The organism is Limnohabitans sp. 2KL-3 (assembly GCF_001269405.1).
GTDB lineage: Bacteria > Pseudomonadota > Gammaproteobacteria > Burkholderiales > Burkholderiaceae_C > Limnohabitans_A.
On sequence record NZ_CXON01000003.1, the window covers coordinates 85057 to 104632 of the forward strand.

Sequence of the window (19576 nt, forward strand, 5' to 3'; positions counted from 1 at the left end):
TACTCGATGAAAAAAGATCCCACCATTGCCGCTTCGCCCACCATCCAAGTCATCGAACGCATGTTCACCTTGATGGATGTTCTTGCATCCCGAGAAGAGGCGATTTCCCTGAAAGAAATCAGTCAAAAAACTGGACTTCATCCCTCGACCGCGCACCGCATCCTGAACGATTTGGCCACGGGACGTTTTGTTGACCGCCCCGAAGCAGGAAGCTACCGCTTGGGTATGCGTCTGCTGGAATTGGGCAACATGGTCAAAGGTCGGCTCAATGTGAGAGATGCCGCATTGGCACCCATGCGCGAACTGCACAAACTGATTCAGCAACCTGTCAATTTGAGCATGCGACAGGGCGACGAGATTGTTTACATCGAACGCGCCTACAGCGAACGCTCGGGCATGCAAGTTGTTCGTGCCATTGGTGGGCGGGCTCCTTTGCACCTGACCTCTGTGGGCAAACTTTTTCTGGCAGCCGATGACCCTTTGCGGGTTCGCTCTTACGCCACACGCACAGGTTTAGCGGGCCAAACCCGCAACAGCATCACCCAATTGCAGGTTCTGGAAAGAGAATTGACACGCGTCAAACAGTCTGGCTTTGCCCGCGACAACGAAGAGTTGGAGTTGGGTGTGCGCTGCATTGCTGCGGGCATTCATGATGACCAAGGTAAATTGCTGGCCGGTTTGTCCATCTCTGCGCCTGCAGACCGCATCGATGACAGCTGGTTGACGAAACTGCAAGAAACAGCCCGGGAAATCTCCAGCACACTGGGGCACCACGCAGAAGGTTAAACGCCCCGAGTCAGGGCATTGACAAGCCCCTGACGGCTCATCAACCGGGACGGTCCTGCTGCAAGTGTTGACTGGACTGCCAAGAAGACTTGTTTTCGACCCATTTGCGCACACGTTCAGCATCTCCAATGCGACTGAGTTTGCCAGCAGAGTCCAAAAACACCATGATCAACTTGCGCCCTGCCACCTGCGCTTGCATGACCAAGCACTGACCGGCTTCAGAGATATAGCCTGTTTTTTGCAAACCAATGTCCCATTGAGGATTTTTGACCAAGCGATTGGTGTTGTTGTATTGCAAGGTGCGGTTACCCACGGCTACCTCACGTCCGTGCGAAGTCGACAGATCACGCAAAACAGGCTCTTTGTAAGCCGCAGCAACCAAGACCGCCAAATCGCTGGCGCTTGACTGGTTGCGACTGGAAAGACCTGTAGGCTCCACGTAACGGGTATCGGTCATGCCCAAGCTCAGCGCTCGGCTGTTCATACGGGCCACAAACTCACTCAAACCACCCGGAAAAGTCCGACCCAAAGCGTTGGCTGCCCTGTTCTCACTGGACATCAGAGCCAAATGCAGCATTTCACCGCGACTCAATTCAGTACCAACCGCCAAACGCGAGGAGCTTCCTTTTTCTGTGTCCACATCAGCTTGCGTGATGGTGAGCCGCTCAGACATCGGCAGGTTCGCTTCAGAGATGATCAAACCTGTCATCAGCTTGGTCAATGAAGCAATGGGTAAAACGGCATGGTCGTTTTTTCGGTAAAGCACCTCGTGGGTGTCTTGATCCACCACCAAGGCCACACTGGAATTCAAATCCAAGGCATCGGCTGTGGAACGCAAACCTGCCATCTGACCAAAAGATGCCTTGACAGGAACTGCGGCCTGGGCCGACACAAAGCCCCTTTTTACACCACCAGCAGATCGTCCTTTGGCGCTTTGTACAGAACGACCCTTGCCGTTTTGCGCGGAGCGACGTTGCACTGCCTTTTGGGCATGGTTGTTTGACTTTTTACCTTTGGCTGAAGACGCCGTGGAGTTGGACTGTGCATAAACCAAATTGCTGGGTCCGACCCAGCCAATCATCAAACCTGCCACCAAAGCCAGAGAGGAAGCACGCCAGGATGCCAAAGAAAAGGAATTCAAAGAAGCAAATTTCAGCTGCATTTCAGGTCAGGCCATGGTTTATTTTGGGATCAAGTAATAACAGTGTACTCAAATAAAAAAGTCACGCAAGAACAGCAACTTACGTGACCTTCATAAAGTTTAAAATTACCTATTTAGGAGTCATTTTAACCTTGAGCTGCAACCCGATCTGCGGTGCTTTGCAATTTATTCAGCGCACTCAGATAAGCCTTGGCTGAAGCCACAACGATGTCTGGATCCGAGCCGACACCGTTGACCACACGGCCAGAATTTTGCAATCGAACCGTCACTTCGCCTTGACTTTCAGTGGAGCCGCTGATCGCATTGACTGAATACAACACCATTTCAGCACCACTCTGAACGTGCGACTCAATGGCTTTGAGAGACGCATCGACGGGCCCATTGCCATCCGATGAACTGCGAACCTCTTTGCCATTCACTGTGAACACCACTGCCGCATGTGGACGCTCGCCCGTCTCACTGTGCTGAGACATGGAGACAAATCCGAACTGCTCTTTTTCAGTGGTCACACTTTCATCGCTGACCAAGGCCAGAATGTCTTCGTCAAAAATCTCGCTCTTGCGGTCGGCCAATTCCTTGAACTTGGAAAAAGCGTTGTTGATTTCAGTCTCACTGTCCAAAGTGACACCGAGGTCCTGCAAACGCTGTTTGAACGCGTTGCGACCGCTGAGCTTGCCCAGCACGATCTTGTTGGTGGTCCAGCCCACGTCCTCGGCACGCATGATTTCGTAGGTGTCGCGCGCCTTGAGCACGCCATCCTGGTGAATGCCCGAGGCGTGGGCAAAGGCGTTGGCCCCGACCACCGCCTTGTTGGGCTGCACCACAAAACCGGTGGTCTGACTGACCATGCGGCTGGCAGCCACGATGTGGCTGGTGTCAATGCCGATGTCGAGGCCAAAATAGTCTCGCCGTGTCTTGACGGCCATGACCACTTCTTCGAGTGAGCAATTGCCCGCACGCTCGCCCAAGCCATTGATGGTGCACTCGACCTGACGTGCGCCACCAATCTTCACACCCGCCAAGGAGTTGGCCACGGCCATGCCCAAGTCGTTGTGGCAGTGCACGGACCAAATCGCTTTGTCCGAGTTGGGGATGCGCTCGCGCAAGGTGCGGATGAACTCGCCGTACAACTCGGGCACGGCATAACCCACGGTGTCAGGCACGTTGATGGTGGTGGCACCTTCTGAGATCACGGCTTCCAAAATTCGGCACAAAAAGTCCATGTCGCTGCGGTAACCGTCTTCGGGGCTGAACTCGACATCACCCACCAAATTGCGGGCAAAGCGAACCGACTGCTTGGCCTGCTCAAACACCTGGTCGGGTGTCATGCGCAGCTTCTTTTCCATGTGCAGGGGCGACGTGGCAATGAAGGTGTGAATGCGGCCGCTGTTGGCACCTTTGAGCGCCTCGGCCGCACGCGCGATATCGCGGTCATTGGCACGCGACAGGGAACAAATGGTGGAATCCTTGATCGCGTCAGCAATCGCTTTGACCGCCTCAAAATCACCATTGGAGCTGGCGGCAAAACCGGCTTCGATCACGTCCACGCGCAGACGCTCGAGCTGGCGGGCAATGCGCAGTTTCTCGTCGCGGGTCATGGAGGCTCCGGGTGATTGCTCACCATCACGCAAGGTGGTGTCGAAAATAATCAGTTTGTCAGTCATGTTCACTCCTGGTCAAAAACCCGCAAGTCCAAGCAAAAAATGCAAAAGGCCCGATGCGGATGGCATACGGGCCTTTTGGGACAATGTTTGCGTGCGCTACACATCCCGCCCGTGGGGCGCTAGCAGTAGTGCAAACAAAGAAAAGTTCATGCGATTACTTTAGCACAATTCACAGCATCCACTGTCCTGAAGCGGACATCATTGATGCAAGCCACGCTCATCGGGGTCATCGGTGGAGGTGCTGATCATGCTGGTGGGCTGACCTTTGGCTTTGCGCCAGATATAGATCACATAGCCACTCAAACCATACAGCACAAAGATGCCAAATAAAACGGTAGGCGGGTCGATATTCACCGCCGCAATGCCCAAAGCCACCAACACCAAAGTGGCAAAAGGCACGCTCTTTTTCATGTGCATGTCCTTGAAACTGTAAAACGGCACATTGGTCACCATGGTCAAACCCGCAAACAGGCAGACCGCAAACATGCCCCACGCCACGGTTTTAGCGGGTACGGCGTTTTCAAACATGATCCAGACAAAGCCCATGACCAAAGCCGCCGCAGCAGGCGAAGGCAATCCCTGAAAATACCGCTTGTCGACCACCCCCGTGTTCACATTGAAGCGTGCCAGGCGCAGCGCTGCACAGGCGCAATACACAAACGCGGCAATCCAGCCCCAACGCCCCAACTCCTGGAGGGTCCAAACATAGGCAATCAAGGCAGGCGCAGCACCAAACGACACCATGTCGGACAGCGAATCCATCTGCTCGCCAAAGGCGCTTTGGGTGTTGGTCATTCGGGCCACGCGGCCATCCAGGCTGTCGAGCACCATGGCGCTGAAGATGCCCACCGTGGCCAAGTCAAAACGACCATTGATCGCCATGACAATGGCATAAAAACCTGCGAACAGGGCCGCCAAAGTGATCATGTTGGGCAACATGTAAATGCCCTTAGACGGTTTGCGCACAGGCACAACCACCTCGGTGCCTTCGGCACTGTCGTTGTCGTTGAATTTGCTCATCGGTTTTTCCTCTTGCGTTGATTCGGAGCCATCGCTTGTCAGCCAAGTTTAAGGCAGTCCACGCGCCCAAGAAAAAGGCCACCGAAGTGGCCTTTTTCGATCTCGCACAAGACAATCAGTTGCGTGTCTTGTCAACCAGCTTGTTCTTGGCAATCCAAGGCATCATGGCGCGCAATTGTGCGCCCACAACTTCGATGGAGTGCTCGGAAGTCAAGCGACGGCGGGCCGTCATGCTGGGGTAGTTGGTCTTGCCTTCCAAGATGAACATCTTGGCGTATTCACCCGTCTGGATGCGCTTCAAGGCATTGCGCATGGCGACGCGCGACTCTTCGTTGATGACTTCAGGACCTGTCACATACTCGCCGTACTCGGCGTTGTTCGAGATCGAGTAGTTCATGTTGCCGATGCCGCCTTCGTAGATCAAGTCCACGATCAGCTTCAACTCGTGCAAGCACTCGAAGTAAGCCATCTCTGGCGCATAACCGGCTTCCACCAGGGTCTCGTAACCCATCTTGATCAGCTCAACCGCGCCACCGCACAGAACAGCCTGCTCACCGAACAAGTCGGTTTCGGTTTCTTCTTTGAAGTTGGTCTCGATGATGCCGGCCTTGCCGCCACCGTTGGCCATGGCGTAGCTCAGGGCCAAAGCGCGGGCCTTGCCGCTCTTGTCCTGGTGAATCGCCACCAAGTGGGGCACGCCGCCGCCTTGGGTGTAGGTGTTGCGCACGGTGTGGCCTGGGGCCTTGGGTGCCACCATCCACACGTCCAGGTCTTCGCGGGGAACGACCTGGTTGTAGTGCACGTTGAAACCGTGGGCGAAGGCCAAAGAAGCGCCTTGCTTGATGTGAGGTGCCACGTTGTTGTTGTAGACCTCGGCGATCATTTCGTCGGGCAACAAGATCATGACCACGTCAGCGGCTTTGACCGCGTCATTGACTTCCATCACAGTCAAACCGGCTTTGCCGACTTTATCCCACGATGCGCCGCCTTTGCGCAGACCGACAACCACTTTGACGCCGCTGTCGTTCAGGTTCTGAGCATGGGCGTGGCCTTGCGAGCCGTAACCAAGAATGGCAACGGTCTTGCCCTTGATGACGCTCAGATCACAATCTTTGTCGTAAAAAACTTTCACAGGGTTCTCCTTAGGAATAAACAGGTTCAAGAGTTAAGTTTAGACGCGCAGGATGCGCTCGCCGCGCCCGATTCCGCATGCACCCGTGCGCACGGTCTCCAAAATGGCGCTGCGGTCGATCGCCTCCAAAAAGGCGTCGTTCTTGGATTGGTCACCGGTCAGCTCAATGGTGTAGCTCTTGTCGGTGACGTCAATCACGCGGCCGCGAAAGATGTCGGCCATGCGTTTCATTTCTTCGCGCTCCTTGCCCACGGCACGCACCTTCACCAGCATCAGCTCGCGTTCGGTGTAAGCACCTTCGGTCAGGTCAACGACCTTGACCACCTCAATCAGGCGGTTCAAGTGTTTGGTGATTTGCTCAATCACGTCATCCGACCCGGTGGTCTGGATGGTCATGCGCGACAAGCTGGGGTCTTCGGTCGGGGCCACGGTCAAAGACTCGATGTTGTAGCCACGGGCCGAGAACAAGCCCACCACACGGGACAAAGCACCCGCTTCGTTTTCAATCAGTACAGCGATGATGTGTTTCATGATTACAGATCCTCCACGCCCAACAGCATTTCGGTGATGCCTTTGCCGGCCTGCACCATGGGGAACACGTTTTCTGTCGGGTCCGTGCGGATGTCCAGGAAAACCGTGCGGTCCTTGAGTCTGCGGGCTTCACGCAAAGCCGGCTCCACGTCTTCTGGTTTTTCAACCAGGATGCCGACGTGGCCATAGGCCTCGGCCAACTTCACGAAGTTGGGCAATGCATCCATGTAGCTGTGGCTGTAACGACCAGAGTAATCAATTTCCTGCCACTGGCGCACCATGCCCAGGTAACCGTTGTTCAGGGCTACCACTTTGATGGGCGTGTTGTACTGCAAGCAGGTTGAGAGTTCCTGAATGCACATTTGCACCGAGCCTTCACCCGTCACGCAGAACACTTCGCTGTCCGGCTTGGCCAACTTGATGCCCATGGCATAAGGAATGCCCACGCCCATGGTGCCCAAACCACCGGAGTTGATCCAGCGGCGTGGTTCGTTGAACTTGTAGTACTGAGCGGCCCACATCTGATGCTGACCCACGTCCGAGGTGATGTACGCATCGGCGTCCTTGGTCATCTCCCACAAAGTCTCGATGACTTTTTGCGGTTTGATGACCAAACTGTTGCTGTTGTCATACTTCATGCAGTCGCGGCTGCGCCAGCCTTCAACCGTTTCCCACCATTGGGCCAAGGCCTGCTGATCGGGCTTGAGGCCGGAGTCACGGATCATGCCCATGAGTTCAGTCAACACATCTTTCACGTCGCCCACGATCGGCACGTCCACCTTGACGCGCTTGGAGATGCTGGAAGGGTCGATGTCAATGTGGATGATCTTGCGGTCCACCGAAGCGAAGTGCTTGGGGTTGCCGATCACGCGGTCGTCAAACCGTGCACCTACGGCCAACAAAACGTCGCAGTTTTGCATGGCGTTGTTGGCTTCGAGCGTGCCGTGCATGCCCAGCATGCCCAGGAAGCGGCGGTCGGTGGCGGGGAAAGCGCCCAAGCCCATCAAAGTGTTGGTGACTGGCACGTTGAGCATGTCCACCAGGGCACGCAGCTCTGCGCTGGCGTTGCTCAACAACACGCCGCCACCGGTGTAGATGTAAGGGCGCTTGGCCGACATCAACAACTGCAAAGCCTTGCGAATCTGCCCACCGTGGCCCTTGCGCACAGGGTTGTAAGAGCGCATTTCTACCGTCTCGGGGTAGCCCGAGTACAGCGCTTTGTTGAAAGAAACGTCCTTGGGCACGTCCACCACCACGGGGCCAGGACGGCCACTGCGTGCAATGTGGAAAGCCTTTTTCATGACCTCGGCCATGTCCTTGGCGTCTTTGACCAAGAAGTTGTGCTTGACGATGGGACGGGTGATGCCCACGGTATCGCATTCTTGGAAAGCATCCAGACCAATGGCCGCAGTGGGCACTTGGCCACTGATGATGACCATGGGGATGCTGTCCATGTAAGCCGTGGCGATGCCGGTCACGGCATTGGTCAGGCCGGGGCCGGAAGTGACCAAAGCCACCCCGACTTCGCCCGTGGCACGGGCGAAACCATCGGCCGCGTGCACAGCCGCTTGCTCGTGCCGCACCAGGACGTGCTGAATGGTGTCTTGCTTGTAAAAAGCGTCATAAATGTGCAAAACGGCACCGCCGGGGTAACCCCAGATGTACTGAACGTTTTCCGCTTGGAGCGCTTTGACGAGGATTTCTGCGCCGCGCAATTCTTGAGCGCCCGCAGGGGTGTTGGCTGTATCGGCCTTGTTCATTTCCATATTCAACCTTTGTGAATTTCTCTAACGAAAAACCTTGGGTGCCCCTGGGCTCGACTCTTGTGAAGTGGCTTTGGGACTTAAGACCACAGACATGGGCACCAAACTGTAAAAGTGCCGGACGGTGATCCGTTTGCTTTTTTTCAATTGCAATCGCGCATTATCGCATTGATACACGCATGCCTACGCAAAAGTTCTCCCAAAGCTCGTCAAGTGACATAATCTTTCACCCACCAGGGTCAATGCCTGCTCAGTTGACAGGATCAAGAACAGCCCCCACACCTCAAACAGCGACGCTGAAATCACGTTGGCCTCCGATAAAGAACTTGCTGACTTTCTGAAGAACGCAGAAAAAAAAGCATTCAAGCGCGCCTACTATCACGTACGTGATGAAGAAGGTGCTTTGGACATTGTTCAAGACAGCATGATCAAGCTGTGCAGCAGTTATGCGGACAAGCCCCCGAGTGAACTGCCCCTGCTTTTTCAGCGCATTTTGTCCAATACCGTCCTGGATTGGTTCAGACGCCAAAAAACCCGAAAAGCCTTGTTCACCAACATGAACGAACTCGATTCGGATGAAACCGATTCAGGCTTCGATTTGATGGAAGTGGCCAACGGTGCCGAAGACAATCTGGCCACACAAAGTGCAGAGAGCTGGCTGGGCAGAGTGCAAACTCTTGAGCACATTGAATCGGCGGTCATGGCCTTGCCCACGCGTCAACGAGAAGCCTTCCTGCTGCGTTATTGGGAGGAGCTGGATGTTGCAGAAACTGCCGCCGTGATGGGGTGCACCGAAGGCAGCGTCAAAACCCATTGTTCCCGGGCCATCCAGGCCCTGAGTAAAACCTTGTCTGACCAAGGCCTGAAACCATGAAACACCAACAAATCCATCCCGACAACGACATGGACCGACTTGGCCAACAACTGTCGGCCAAGTTAAGCACGGCCTCTTTGGATTTGGGCCATGACATCAGCGAAAGATTGAGAATCGCACGGCAACTCGCTCTGAAGTCACGCCCACCTGTGGTCATCATGCAACGCCGTATGGCCGGCTCGGTTCAAAGCCAAGGCACATTGACCGGCACTCCAGAAGAAGGCCTGAACCTTTGGAGTATTTTTGCTTCCGCTTTGCCAATCTTGGCCTTGGTCTTGGGCCTGTTGGTTCTGCAGGACATGCAATCCGATGATGTGACCTCTGACATTGCCCGCATTGACGCCGCACTGCTGACCGACGAATTACCCCCAGACGCCTACACCGACCCGGGCTTTGTGCAATTTTTAAAGCTCCAATTGGTCCGTACCGCTGCCAATGATTGAACTGTTCACTCACAGGCCCTTTACGCTGCGTGACCTGATTGGGTTGACGATCCTCAGCGGGATATTGTCGAGTCTTTGCATCACGCAATCCTTGGCCCAATCGCCTGCACCCGCCGACGCAAACCCTGCACCGGCAGCTCCGCTCCTCGTCACTGGCGACGTCACATCGGCCAGCAGCCCGGCCATGCCCTCGCCGCCCCCTGTCCTCAAACGCTGGCAAAAATTGAGCGAACGGCAAAAGCAAGCTCTGTCACCCCTGCGAGGCCAGTGGGACACCCTGACCGCGCAACAACGGACCAAGTGGCTGAGCATCAGTGACACATTTTTGCAACTCAGCGATGAAGAGCAAATGACCATGCACGGTCGAATGAGTGAATGGGCACGTCTGAGCCCCAAAGACCGCAATGCTGCCCGATTCAACTTCAACAGCACCCGCTCGTTGTCCATTGATGACAAACGGGCTCAGTGGGAAGCCTACCAATCCCTGCCCGCCCAGGACAAACAACAACTGTCCTCGGGACCCAAGCCACCGGTCAAAAGTGCTGCACGCACGACCCTGCCCACCAACAGCCGACTGGTCAGTCCGCCGGCCATGCCTGTGAACACACCCAAAGGCATTCCGCTGGTGGCACCATCCCAACCCATTGACCCCAAAACACTTCTGCCCAAGCCTGGGTCACAATAAGCGACTGGCTTTGCATTCAAACGGCTTCACAGCCGAATGCACCCAAACCGAGGATCGCCTCGCAACTTACCCCCTGAATCAACAGTTGTCATGACCCACAGCGACCCCGTGTCTTCTCGACCCCTCGCACCAGCGCCCGCACACGAATTTCTCGCCCCATCGCTCAAACGGCGCATGGCCTGCTGGCTCTACGAAGGCATGCTGCTGTTTGGTGTGATGGTCGCATCGGGTTTGGTTTATTTCATTGCCGCATCCTGGATCACCGGCCTGTCGCCGGGGGAGATGAACAGCCAGCCGAAACTCAAATCAGGCTTTCAAGCTACCTGTTTTCTGGTGCTGGGTCTTTACTTCATCTGGATGTGGCGGCGTGGACAAACGCTGGCCATGAAAACATGGCGCATAGAAATTGTGGGCACCGATGGGCGAAGGGTGAGCAACAAAACCGCCTTGAAACGGTACTTGGTCACTTGGATTTGGTTTCTTCCACCGATCATCACCTCCTACGCGCTTCACCTGTCTGTGATCGAACTGAGTGTCATCACCCTGGGATGGGTGGCCATTTGGAGCATCCTCAGCCGCTTTCATCCTCAGCGCCAGTTTTGGCACGACGCTTGGTCCCGCACGCGTCTGATCACTGCGCAGCAAGCTCTCAAATCCTGATGGCCTATGTCCAGCAATAAACCCCAAACGACCGACATCGTCAACCCGCAAAAAGCTCGCACAGGCCTTAACCGCATTCTTCATGCCGGGGGTTACTCCATGCAGGGCCTGCGTGCAGGCTGGGGAGAAACCGCTTTTCGTCAAGAAGCCATTTTGGCCATGGGGCTGGTGCCCTTGGCTTTTTGGCTGGGGCAAAACTGGGTAGAAACCGCCCTGCTGGCCGGTACGATTTTGCTGGTCATGATCGTCGAGTTGCTCAACACCTGTGTCGAATCGGCCATCGACCGCATCGGCCCGGAATGGCACGACCTGTCCAAGCGTGCCAAGGACATGGGCAGTGCTGCGGTGCTGCTCAGCTTGCTGCTGTGCGCTGGCGTTTGGATGGCTGCGCTTTGGCAACGCTTGTCATGACCGAAAACAACACCCCGGCCACCTCGCCCGCCTTTTCGGTCTGCGTTTACTGCGGCTCCAAACCCGGCAACTCGCCTGAATTTGCCCAAATCGCCGTCCAAGTGGGCACCTGGATTGGCCAGCATGGCGGCCAACTTGTTTATGGCGGCGGCCGCAATGGCTTGATGGGCCTGGTCGCCGAAGCCACCCTGGCCGCAGGCGGCACCGTGGTGGGCATCATTCCTACAGCCTTGGTCGAAAAGGAATGGGCGCACCACGGCTGCACCGAACTGCATGTGGTGGACACCATGCATGAGCGCAAACGCCTGATGGCCGACAAAGCCGATGCTTTTCTGGCCTTGCCCGGCGGCATCGGCACTTTTGAAGAATTGTTTGAAGTCTGGACTTGGCGTCAGCTGGGTTACCACGACAAACCCATCGGCATCCTCAACAGCAACGGTTATTACGATGGTTTGATGGCTTTCATTGGCCAAGTGGTCGATCAAGGCTTCATGGGGCATTGGCAGACAGAGCTGGTGTCCGTGAGCACCGAGGCCGAATTGCTGCTGCAAAGTCTGGTGCAAAAAGCGGGCTTTTCTCCACGCGCCAAAGTCGAACTGCTCTGATCGACTTTGAGGGCCCGACAACCATCAGCCTTGACCTCATCACAGCTTCACAGATCGCCCCGTGGCCATTCAAGGCCATGCACCTACAGCCTGATCAGATGGCTGTTTCGTCCTGTTCGCCGGTGCGGATGCGCACCACTCGCTCGACCGAAGTCACAAAAATCTTGCCGTCGCCGATCTTGCCGGTGCGGGCGGCCTTGACAATCGCGTCCACACAGCTGTCCACGTCGTCGTCCTTGACCACCACTTCAACCTTGACCTTGGGCAAAAAGTCGACCACGTATTCGGCACCCCGGTAAAGCTCGGTGTGGCCTTTTTGGCGTCCAAAACCCTTGACTTCGGTCACTGTCAAACCCGTCACGCCGCATTCGGCCAAGGCTTCACGCACTTCTTCCAGCTTGAAGGGTTTGATGACGGCGGTGATCTGTTTCATGAAAAAAATCCTCAAAAAATGGAAAGCACCCGAATTCAGGCGCGGAATTTATTGGTCATAGGATAACGCCAATCTTTGCCAAAACTGCGGTGCGTCACGCGAATGCCCACAGGCGACTGGCGGCGTTTGTACTCGTTGAGCTTGATCAGGTGTGTCACTTTTTCCACATCGGCTCGCTCAAAACCGTCTGCGATCAACGCTTCCACACCCTCGTCGTTTTCCATGTAACGCTGGATGATCGCGTCCAGCACCTCGTAGGCAGGCAGGCTGTCCTGGTCTTTTTGGTCAGGGCGCAGCTCGGCGCTGGGCGGGCGGGTGATGATGCGCTCGGGGATCGGCTGCTTGCCCGTGCAATACGGATCATGAAGGTTGCGCCAGCGGGCCAAGTCGAACACGCGGGTCTTGACCACGTCCTTGATGACCGCAAAACCGCCCGCCATGTCGCCATACAGCGTGCAGTAACCGGTGGCCATCTCGCTCTTGTTGCCGGTGGTCAGCACAATCGCCCCGGTCTTGTTGGACAGCGCCATCAGCAGCGTGCCGCGAATGCGGGCTTGGATGTTTTCTTCGGTCGTGTCTTCTTTCAAGCCCTCAAACTGCGCCGACAGCGCCTGTTTGAAGCCGTCGAACAAGGGCGCAATCGAGATTTCGTCATACCGCACATTGAGGCGCTTGACCATGTCGCGCGAATCGATCCAGCTGATGTCGGCCGTGTAGGGCGAGGGCATCATCACCGCGTGGATCTTGTCGGCCCCGATCGCGTCCACCGCAATCGCCAGCACCAGCGCCGAATCGATGCCGCCCGACAGGCCCAAAATCGCGCCCTTGAAACCGTTTTTACCCAGGTAGTCGCGCACGCCCAACACCAGCGCGTCCCACAACTCGGCATCAGCGCTGGCCATGGGCACCAAGTCCTCGGGTGCGGCGCTCAGCTCCACGCCCTGCTGGCCAAGTGATGCCTGCACCGCCAAGTCGGCCTCGCGAAAGCCCTCGGCCCGCGCCACGGTTTCGCCTTGGGCATTGAGCGCAAACGAGCGGCCTTCAAAAATCACCTCGTCTTGCCCGCCAACCAGGTGCGCATAAATCAGGGGCAAACCGCTGTCGGCCACGCGCTCGCGCATGCGCTGCTCACGCTCCGGGCCTTTGCCCGCATGAAAAGGCGAGGCGTTCAGCACCGCCAGCACCTGCGCCCCAGCTTCACGCGCCAAACGGGCTGGTTCGTCGAACCAGGCGTCTTCGCAAATGAGCAGCCCCACCCGAACCCCCTCGACCTCAAACACCCCCACCCCGTTGCCGGGTGTGAAATAGCGGCGCTCGTCAAACACTTGGTAGTTGGGCAACTCGCGCTTGTCGTAAGCGCAGACGACTTTGCCCTCGCACAGGACGCTCGCACGGTTGTGGCGGCGCGTCACGGCCACGCTGCGGGTGCGCACGCCGCCGCCTTCGGGGTGACCCACCACCACATGCAGGCCCTTTAACCCAGCCAGTTCGCGGGCCACCGTTTTCAGGGCATCATCGCAGGCGTCAATGAAGGCCGGGCGCAGCAGCAGGTCTTCGGCCGCATAGCCGCAAATCGACAGCTCGGGCGTGATCAACAGCCTGGCCCCCTGGGCGTAGGCCGAGGTGGCGGCGTCGATGATTTTGCGGGCATTGCCCGGCATGTCACCAACGACAAAGTTGAGCTGGGCCACACGAATTTGGAGAGTCATACAGGTGCTGGAAAAATTGAGCTTGAATTATGTCACCCGGGTAGAGGATGACCTGAGTGGCATCGCGCCTGCGGCTTGGGACGGCTTGCTCGCCCAGCAAGATGCGCCATCTCCCTTCATGCGGCATGCCTATTTGTCGGCCATGCAGACCAGCGGCTCGGCTGTGCCCGAGACGGGCTGGACACTTCAAGTGCTCAGTTTATGGCGCGACACCCCCACGGGCCTGGCCTTGGCCGCAGCATGCCCCCTCTACCTCAAGACCCATTCGCGCGGCGAGTATGTGTTTGACCACGCCTGGGCCGACGCTTACGAGCGCCATGGCATGAACTATTACCCCAAGGCCCTGGTGGCCTCGCCCTTCACACCCGTGCCTGGCAGCCGTTTGCTGGCCGAGTCCGATGCCACCCGCCAAGCCCTGCTGGCCGCCTTGCTGGAGTTGTGCCAAACCAACGACATCCCCTCGCTGCACATCCTGTTTGGCAGCCCACAAGACTTGCAGGCTTGCGATAAGGCGGGTTTGCTGCAGCGCAGCCAGGTGCAATTCCATTGGCAAAACCAGGGCTGGCGCGACTTTGACGACTTTTTGGGCAGCCTGAACCAGGAAAAGCGCAAAAAAATCCGACAAGAACGCCGCAAAGTGGCTGAGGCAGGCGTCAGCTTTCGCGCCGTACGCGGCCCCGACATGACAGGCGATGACTGGGCCGTGCTGCTGCGCTGCTACCAGCAAACCTATTGGGAACACGGCAACGCCCCCTATTTGAAGCCTGAGTTTTTCGACGCCATGCGCCGTGACATGGCCGCCAATTGGCTGCTTTTTGTGGCCGAACACGAAGGGCAAGCCATCGGCATCAGCCTGATCGGCCTGCACCTGAACGCCGCTGGCCAGCCCGAAGTGGCTTATGGGCGTTATTGGGGAGCGCTCGCACGGGTGGACTGCCTGCACTTTGAGGCCTGTTATTACCAGCCCATCGCGTGGTGCATCGCCAATGGCGTCAAGCGCTTTGAAGGCGGGGCACAAGGTGAGCACAAAATGGCCCGCGCCCTGCTGCCCACGCCCACACACAGCGCCCACTGGCTGGCGCACCCGGCGTTTTCAGAAGCAGTGGCACGCTTTCTGGAGCGGGAAAAAGCGGGGGTGGAGAACTACCTCGAAGCGCTCAATCAGCACTCACCACTCAAACAAACGCAGCAGCCCAACTTGTAGGTCGGCACTTTCATGTCCGACGTGAAGCCTTCTCCGTCATCCCCATGCGCGATGTCGCTCCAACGGAAAATGTCGTACCGCCAAGCCACAACCTGCGCCCCCTTCTGACACATTCTGTCGCCGAGCCCTGAATTTCGAAGACAAGGTCAGTCCAGCGAATGAATCGGCTTGCAGAGGCTTGATCTTTGACGCGTTCAGTGGCTCACTTGATGGCATAAAAACACATCAGGAGGGTAGCTTTAAAGCTACAATTGCCATGTTTCTTTTGAAGCACTACGTCAGTCCCCAGGGAGTGGACCTGTTTGGTTTGTGGTTGGATGAACTGCGAGACAAACAAGCGAGAGCCAGAGTTTCGGCGCGCATGCTCCGGCTGCAAAACGGGAATTTTGGCGATTGCAAGCCTGTTGGGGCGGGTGTTTGGGAGCTGCGGATTGATTGGGGTCCGGGCTACCGCGTCTATTACGCCTTGGCCGATAAAAAAGTCGTCTTGCTGTGCCATGGAGGAGACAAGCGCTCGCAGCAGGCCGATATCGACCAAGCCGTGCAGCGTTGGTTGGAATGGCAAACAAGGAGTTCAACATGAATGAAACCGCAAAACACGATGACTGGCTTTTTCAACAACTCCAAGATGCCGAATTTGCCGCCGAATACCTGAATGCAGCCAATGAGGATGACGATCCCAAGACTTATTTGGCCGCTTTGCGCAAAGTGGTTGAGGCGCGCTGCGGCATGACGGCTTTGGCCGCGCAGACTCAGCTGTCGCGCGAAACGCTTTACCGCACCTTGTCGGCACGGGGTAATCCCACAATCAAAACCTTGGCGGCTGTGCTCAAAGCCACCGGCCTGCGAATCTCCATCGCGCCAGCCCCATAAAAAACGCCTGCACGGCGCAAGCCGGGCAGGCGTTTTGAGGTTCAACGGCCTCTGTCAGAAGCCATTGAGCCAGGCGATCAGGCCTTGTTGTAGTTGGCGATGCCGTCCATCAGTTCTTTGGCGGCGGACTCCACGCCTTCCCAGCCCTTGACCTTGACCCACTTGCCTTTTTCCAGGTCTTTGTAGTGTTCAAAGAAGTGGGCGATTTGCTTGAGTTGCAGCTCGTGCACATCCGACAGGGCCTTGATGTTGGCGTAGATGGGCAGGATCTTTTCGGTGGGCACGGCCAAAATCTTGCCGTCCATGCCGCCTTCGTCTTCCATCAGCAAAATGCCGATGGCGCGGCACGACACCACCACACCTGGGGGCAATGGGAAAGGGGTCATCACCAACACGTCCACCGGGTCGCCATCACCGGCGATGGTCTGGGGCACGTAGCCGTAGTTGGTGGGGTAATGCATGGCGGTGCCCATGAAACGGTCCACAAACAAAGCGCCGGACTCTTTGTCCACTTCGTACTTCACAGGGTCGGAGTTCATCGGGATTTCGATGATGACGTTGAATGCGTCGGGCACTTTGCTGCCGGGGGTGACTTTGTTCAGGGACATGGTGTCTGCTTTTGAAAGTTAAGTGGAAACGAAAAATCCTAGGGATTAACCCCGATTTTACTTTCACAGGGCTTGCGAAAGCTTGGGCACCCACCTTGCCGGGGCTTTCGCCCCTTGCCTTTGTGCAACCGTCAGCGTGTGCTCCTGTGCAGGATGTCTCGTGCGTGATTTCCAAGGCCGCCCCACCACCGACAATGGCGGTATGCAACACAACTTCATCGCCAACCAATCCACCCCTGCCTTGGCCGGCCAAACCATCGACGTGCTGGACCCCTCTGACGGGCAGGTGTTCGAGCAGATCCCGCGCAGCCAAGCGGCCGACATCGACCAGGCCGTGCAAGCGGCGCGGGCCGCTTTCAACGGCCCCTGGGGGCGGCTCACGGGGACGGAGCGCGGACGTTTGCTGATGGCGCTGTCGCGCAAAGTGGCCGAGCACGCGGGCGAATTGGCGGCGCTGGAGCAGCGCGACTGCGGCAAACCCACCAAACAAGCGGCCGCCGACGCGGTGGCCCTGGCGCGTTACTTTGAGTTTTACGCCGGGTCTTGCGACAAGCTGCACGGCGACACCCTGCCCTACCAAAACGGCTACAGCGTCTTGACCTGGCGCGAGCCGCACGGCGTGACGGGCCATGTGATCCCCTGGAATTACCCCATGCAGATTTTTGGCCGCAGCGTGGGCGGTGCCTTGGCGGCAGGAAACGCCTGCGTGGTCAAACCCGCCGAAGACGCGTGCCTGAGCCTGATCCGCGTGGCGCAGTTGGCGGCCGAAGTCGGCTTTCCGGCCGGCGCCTTGAACATCGTCACGGGTTATGGCCACGAGGTGGGTGACGCGCTGGCCCGCCACCCCGGCATCGACCACATCAGCTTCACCGGCAGCCCTCGGGTGGGCACACTCATTCAGCAAGTGGCCGCAGAGCGGCATTGCCCGGTCACCTTGGAGCTGGGCGGCAAAAGCCCCCAAATCATTTTTGACGATGCCGACCTGGACGCAGCCATTCCCGTGGTGGTCAACGCCATCGTGCAGAACTCGGGCCAGACCTGCAGCGCGGGCTCGCGCGTGCTGATCCAGCAAGGCATTTACGAGCCGCTGCTCCAACGCCTGGGTGAAGCTTTCAGCCGCCTGCAAGTGGGCTCAGCCGCGATGAACCTGGATTTGGGGCCCCTGATCCGCGCCAGCCAGTTGGAACGCGTCACCGGCTTTTTGGAGCAAGCCAAGGCGGACGGCATCGCCACCGTGGCGCAAGGCCAGATCGCGCCCGGTGTGCCAGCGGGTGGGTTTTACCAAGCCCCTGTGCTCTTGCGCGACGTGCCGGTGATGCACCGTTTGGCGCAGGAAGAAGTCTTTGGCCCCGTGCTCTCTGCGATGGCTTTTAAAGACGAAGACCACGCCGTCGAGTTGGCCAATGCCACTGAGTTCGGCCTCGTCGCCGGCATCTGGACACGCGACGGCGGACGACAATTCCGCATGGCCAAACGGGTGCGCAGCGGCCAGGTGTTCATCAACAACTACGGCGCGGCGGGTGGGGTGGAGCTGCCCTTTGGCGGCGTCAAGTCATCGGGCTACGGCCGTGAAAAAGGCCTGGAAGCGCTGCTGGGCTTCACCACCCTCAAAACCGTGGCCATCTCACACGGCTGAAACCACCTGGTGATCCGACCCGATGGTGCTTGAATGAACGCTTTTTTGCAGGAGCGGCGCCCCCGCCGCAATAGAGCCTCACGGACCGCGACCCCTCGCCCCGAGGGCGGGGCTCCCACAGGGGTGAAGCTCATGGCGTTTGCATGAACGCTTTTTTGTAGATCTGTCCATCCTTGACCATGCCACCTCCAAGGGGGTGGCGTGTCGGGCACAATCGATGGCTATGTCTGAACGCGTCATTCCGCTGGTTGACCAGCGCCATCCCAGCTTGCCTTTGCCCGCCACCGTGCAAGGCCACAGCCACGACCTGAACCCACTGCCCTTGGACGGCCTGCGCCGCCCCTTGACGGATTTGCGCATCAGCGTGACCGATCGCTGCAATTTCAGGTGCAGTTACTGCATGCCCAAGGAAATCTTTGACAAGGATTACGCCTACCTGCCGCACAGCCATTTGCTGAGCTTTGAAGAAATCACCCGCATCGCCACCGTGTTTGTGGGCCGGGGCGTGCGCAAAATTCGCCTCACGGGCGGTGAGCCCCTGCTGCGCAAAAACATCGAGATCCTGATCAAACAACTGGCCGCACTGCGCACACCCGACGACCAGCCGCTCGATTTGACGCTGACCACCAACGGCTCGCTCTTGGCCCGCAAGGCCCAGAGCCTGAAAGACGCAGGCTTGCAACGCGTGACGGTCAGCCTGGACGGCCTGGACGACGCGGTTTTTCGCAGCATGAACGACGTGGACTTTCCGGTGGCCGATGTGCTGGCCGGGATCGAGGCGGCACGCGCTGCGGGTCTGGGGCCGATCAAGGTCAACATGGTGGTCAAGCGAGGAACCAACGAGCACGAAATTTTGCCCATGGCGCGGCACTTTCAGGGCACGGGCATCGTGCTGCGCTTCATTGAATACATGGACGTGGGCGCGACGAATGGCTGGTGCATGGACGAGGTGCTGCCCAGTGCCGAGGTGATCCGCCTGCTGCAAACCGAGCTGCCGCTGGTGCAGCTCGACCCCTCAGCCCCGGGCGAAACCGCCGAGCGCTGGGGTTACGCCAACGCCCAGGGCGAGCACGACCCGAGTTTGGGCGAAGTGGGTGTGATCAGCAGCGTGACGCAGGCCTTTTGTGGCGACTGCAACCGCGCCCGCCTGTCCACCGAAGGTCGCTTGTACCTGTGCCTGTTTGCCAGCCAAGGCTACGACCTGCGCCAGCTCTTGCGCGACCCCACACAAAGCGACACCACGCTGGCCGCCACGGTGGACGCCATCTGGCGCGGGCGCACCGACCAATACTCGCGTCTGCGCAGCCTGCGCGGGCCGGACACCGCCAGCGGCCCCGGCCGCCGGGTGGAAATGAGCTACATCGGAGGCTGAAGGCC

21 protein-coding genes are annotated in these 19576 nt (G+C 57.8%); 12 read left to right on the forward strand and 9 right to left on the reverse strand.

Features of this window, described 5'->3' with window-relative positions; all coding sequences use genetic code 11:
• The first annotated feature begins 6 nt into the window (after positions 1–6).
• Positions 7–786 (forward strand): IclR family transcriptional regulator, encoded by a 780-nt coding sequence (locus AMM41_RS05165; protein ID WP_089953922.1) that lies wholly within the window; start codon positions 7–9, stop codon positions 784–786.
• Between the two features lie 40 nt (positions 787–826).
• Here AMM41_RS05165 and AMM41_RS05170 read toward each other — a convergent pair whose 3' ends face one another.
• From AMM41_RS05170 to AMM41_RS05195, 6 genes are all read right to left on the reverse strand, one after another.
• Positions 827–1948 carry a serine hydrolase gene (locus tag AMM41_RS05170; protein ID WP_194944620.1) on the reverse strand — a complete coding sequence of 374 codons (1122 nt, stop codon included), beginning with the start codon at positions 1946–1948 and terminating at the stop codon, positions 827–829.
• A gap of 125 nt (positions 1949–2073) precedes the next feature.
• Positions 2074–3612, reverse strand: a complete 1539-nt coding sequence (locus AMM41_RS05175) for a 2-isopropylmalate synthase (protein WP_089953925.1) — start codon at positions 3610–3612, stop codon at positions 2074–2076.
• A 198-nt stretch (positions 3613–3810) separates the two neighbouring features.
• Positions 3811–4632, reverse strand: coding sequence for a CDP-diacylglycerol--serine O-phosphatidyltransferase (pssA, locus tag AMM41_RS05180; protein WP_089953928.1), 822 nt, complete (start codon positions 4630–4632; stop codon positions 3811–3813).
• Positions 4633–4747: 115 nt separating this feature from the next.
• Positions 4748–5764 (reverse strand): ketol-acid reductoisomerase, encoded by a 1017-nt coding sequence (gene ilvC, locus AMM41_RS05185; protein WP_019425312.1) that lies wholly within the window; start codon positions 5762–5764, stop codon positions 4748–4750.
• 39 nt (positions 5765–5803) lie between these two features.
• Positions 5804–6295, reverse strand: a complete 492-nt coding sequence (ilvN, locus tag AMM41_RS05190) for an acetolactate synthase small subunit (RefSeq protein WP_089953931.1) — start codon at positions 6293–6295, stop codon at positions 5804–5806.
• A gap of 2 nt (positions 6296–6297) precedes the next feature.
• On the reverse strand, positions 6298–8061 hold the full coding sequence (locus AMM41_RS05195; RefSeq protein ID WP_089953934.1) for an acetolactate synthase 3 catalytic subunit: 1764 nt from the start codon (positions 8059–8061) through the stop codon (positions 6298–6300).
• 304 nt (positions 8062–8365) lie between these two features.
• On the opposite strand from AMM41_RS05195, the gene AMM41_RS05200 reads away from it, so the two are divergent.
• The 6 genes from AMM41_RS05200 (at position 8366) to AMM41_RS05225 (ending at position 11736) form a co-directional block, all read left to right on the forward strand.
• The gene (locus AMM41_RS05200; RefSeq protein WP_089953937.1) at positions 8366–8932 is read left to right on the forward strand and encodes an RNA polymerase sigma factor; all 567 of its coding nucleotides are present in this window, start codon (positions 8366–8368) and stop codon (positions 8930–8932) included.
• Positions 8929–9375, forward strand: a complete 447-nt coding sequence (locus AMM41_RS05205; protein ID WP_089953940.1) for a DUF3619 family protein — start codon at positions 8929–8931, stop codon at positions 9373–9375. Before AMM41_RS05200 ends, AMM41_RS05205 begins: the two co-directional genes overlap by 4 nt.
• A gap of 184 nt (positions 9376–9559) precedes the next feature.
• Positions 9560–10060 carry a DUF3106 domain-containing protein gene (locus AMM41_RS05210; RefSeq protein WP_158273214.1) on the forward strand — a complete coding sequence of 167 codons (501 nt, stop codon included), beginning with the start codon at positions 9560–9562 and terminating at the stop codon, positions 10058–10060.
• 90 nt (positions 10061–10150) lie between these two features.
• Positions 10151–10720, forward strand: a complete 570-nt coding sequence (locus AMM41_RS05215) for an RDD family protein (protein WP_089953945.1) — start codon at positions 10151–10153, stop codon at positions 10718–10720.
• A 6-nt stretch (positions 10721–10726) separates the two neighbouring features.
• On the forward strand, positions 10727–11131 hold the full coding sequence (locus AMM41_RS05220) for a diacylglycerol kinase (protein ID WP_089953948.1): 405 nt from the start codon (positions 10727–10729) through the stop codon (positions 11129–11131).
• A complete protein-coding gene (locus AMM41_RS05225; protein WP_089953951.1) occupies positions 11128–11736 on the forward strand; it encodes an LOG family protein in 609 nt (202 codons plus the stop codon). Before AMM41_RS05220 ends, AMM41_RS05225 begins: the two co-directional genes overlap by 4 nt.
• A gap of 94 nt (positions 11737–11830) precedes the next feature.
• Here the strand turns inward: AMM41_RS05225 and AMM41_RS05230 are convergent, their stop codons facing one another.
• Together AMM41_RS05230 and AMM41_RS05235 are read right to left on the reverse strand one after the other, a co-directional pair.
• Positions 11831–12169 (reverse strand): P-II family nitrogen regulator, encoded by a 339-nt coding sequence (locus AMM41_RS05230; protein ID WP_089953953.1) that lies wholly within the window; start codon positions 12167–12169, stop codon positions 11831–11833.
• A gap of 35 nt (positions 12170–12204) precedes the next feature.
• Positions 12205–13878, reverse strand: a complete 1674-nt coding sequence (locus tag AMM41_RS05235; RefSeq protein WP_089953956.1) for an NAD+ synthase — start codon at positions 13876–13878, stop codon at positions 12205–12207.
• Positions 13879–13882: 4 nt separating this feature from the next.
• Between AMM41_RS05235 and AMM41_RS05240 the strand changes: the two genes are divergently transcribed.
• The 3 genes from AMM41_RS05240 (at position 13883) to AMM41_RS05250 (ending at position 15955) form a co-directional block, all read left to right on the forward strand.
• A complete protein-coding gene (locus tag AMM41_RS05240) occupies positions 13883–15082 on the forward strand; it encodes a GNAT family N-acetyltransferase (protein ID WP_228769108.1) in 1200 nt (399 codons plus the stop codon).
• A 256-nt stretch (positions 15083–15338) separates the two neighbouring features.
• Positions 15339–15665, forward strand: coding sequence for a type II toxin-antitoxin system RelE/ParE family toxin (locus tag AMM41_RS05245; RefSeq protein ID WP_089953960.1), 327 nt, complete (start codon positions 15339–15341; stop codon positions 15663–15665).
• Positions 15662–15955 carry an addiction module antidote protein gene (locus tag AMM41_RS05250; RefSeq protein WP_089953964.1) on the forward strand — a complete coding sequence of 98 codons (294 nt, stop codon included), beginning with the start codon at positions 15662–15664 and terminating at the stop codon, positions 15953–15955. The genes AMM41_RS05245 and AMM41_RS05250 overlap by 4 nt, the downstream gene beginning before the upstream one ends.
• A gap of 77 nt (positions 15956–16032) precedes the next feature.
• Here AMM41_RS05250 and ppa read toward each other — a convergent pair whose 3' ends face one another.
• On the reverse strand, positions 16033–16563 hold the full coding sequence (ppa, locus tag AMM41_RS05255; protein ID WP_062405772.1) for an inorganic diphosphatase: 531 nt from the start codon (positions 16561–16563) through the stop codon (positions 16033–16035).
• A gap of 202 nt (positions 16564–16765) precedes the next feature.
• Here ppa and AMM41_RS05260 point away from each other — a divergent pair, with 202 nt between their 5' ends.
• Together AMM41_RS05260 and moaA are read left to right on the forward strand one after the other, a co-directional pair.
• Complete coding sequence (locus tag AMM41_RS05260) at positions 16766–18199, forward strand: aldehyde dehydrogenase family protein (protein ID WP_089953967.1); 1434 nt, start codon at positions 16766–16768, stop codon at positions 18197–18199.
• A 223-nt stretch (positions 18200–18422) separates the two neighbouring features.
• On the forward strand, positions 18423–19571 hold the full coding sequence (gene moaA / locus AMM41_RS05265) for a GTP 3',8-cyclase MoaA (RefSeq protein WP_089953971.1): 1149 nt from the start codon (positions 18423–18425) through the stop codon (positions 19569–19571).
• Positions 19572–19576 lie beyond the last annotated feature (5 nt).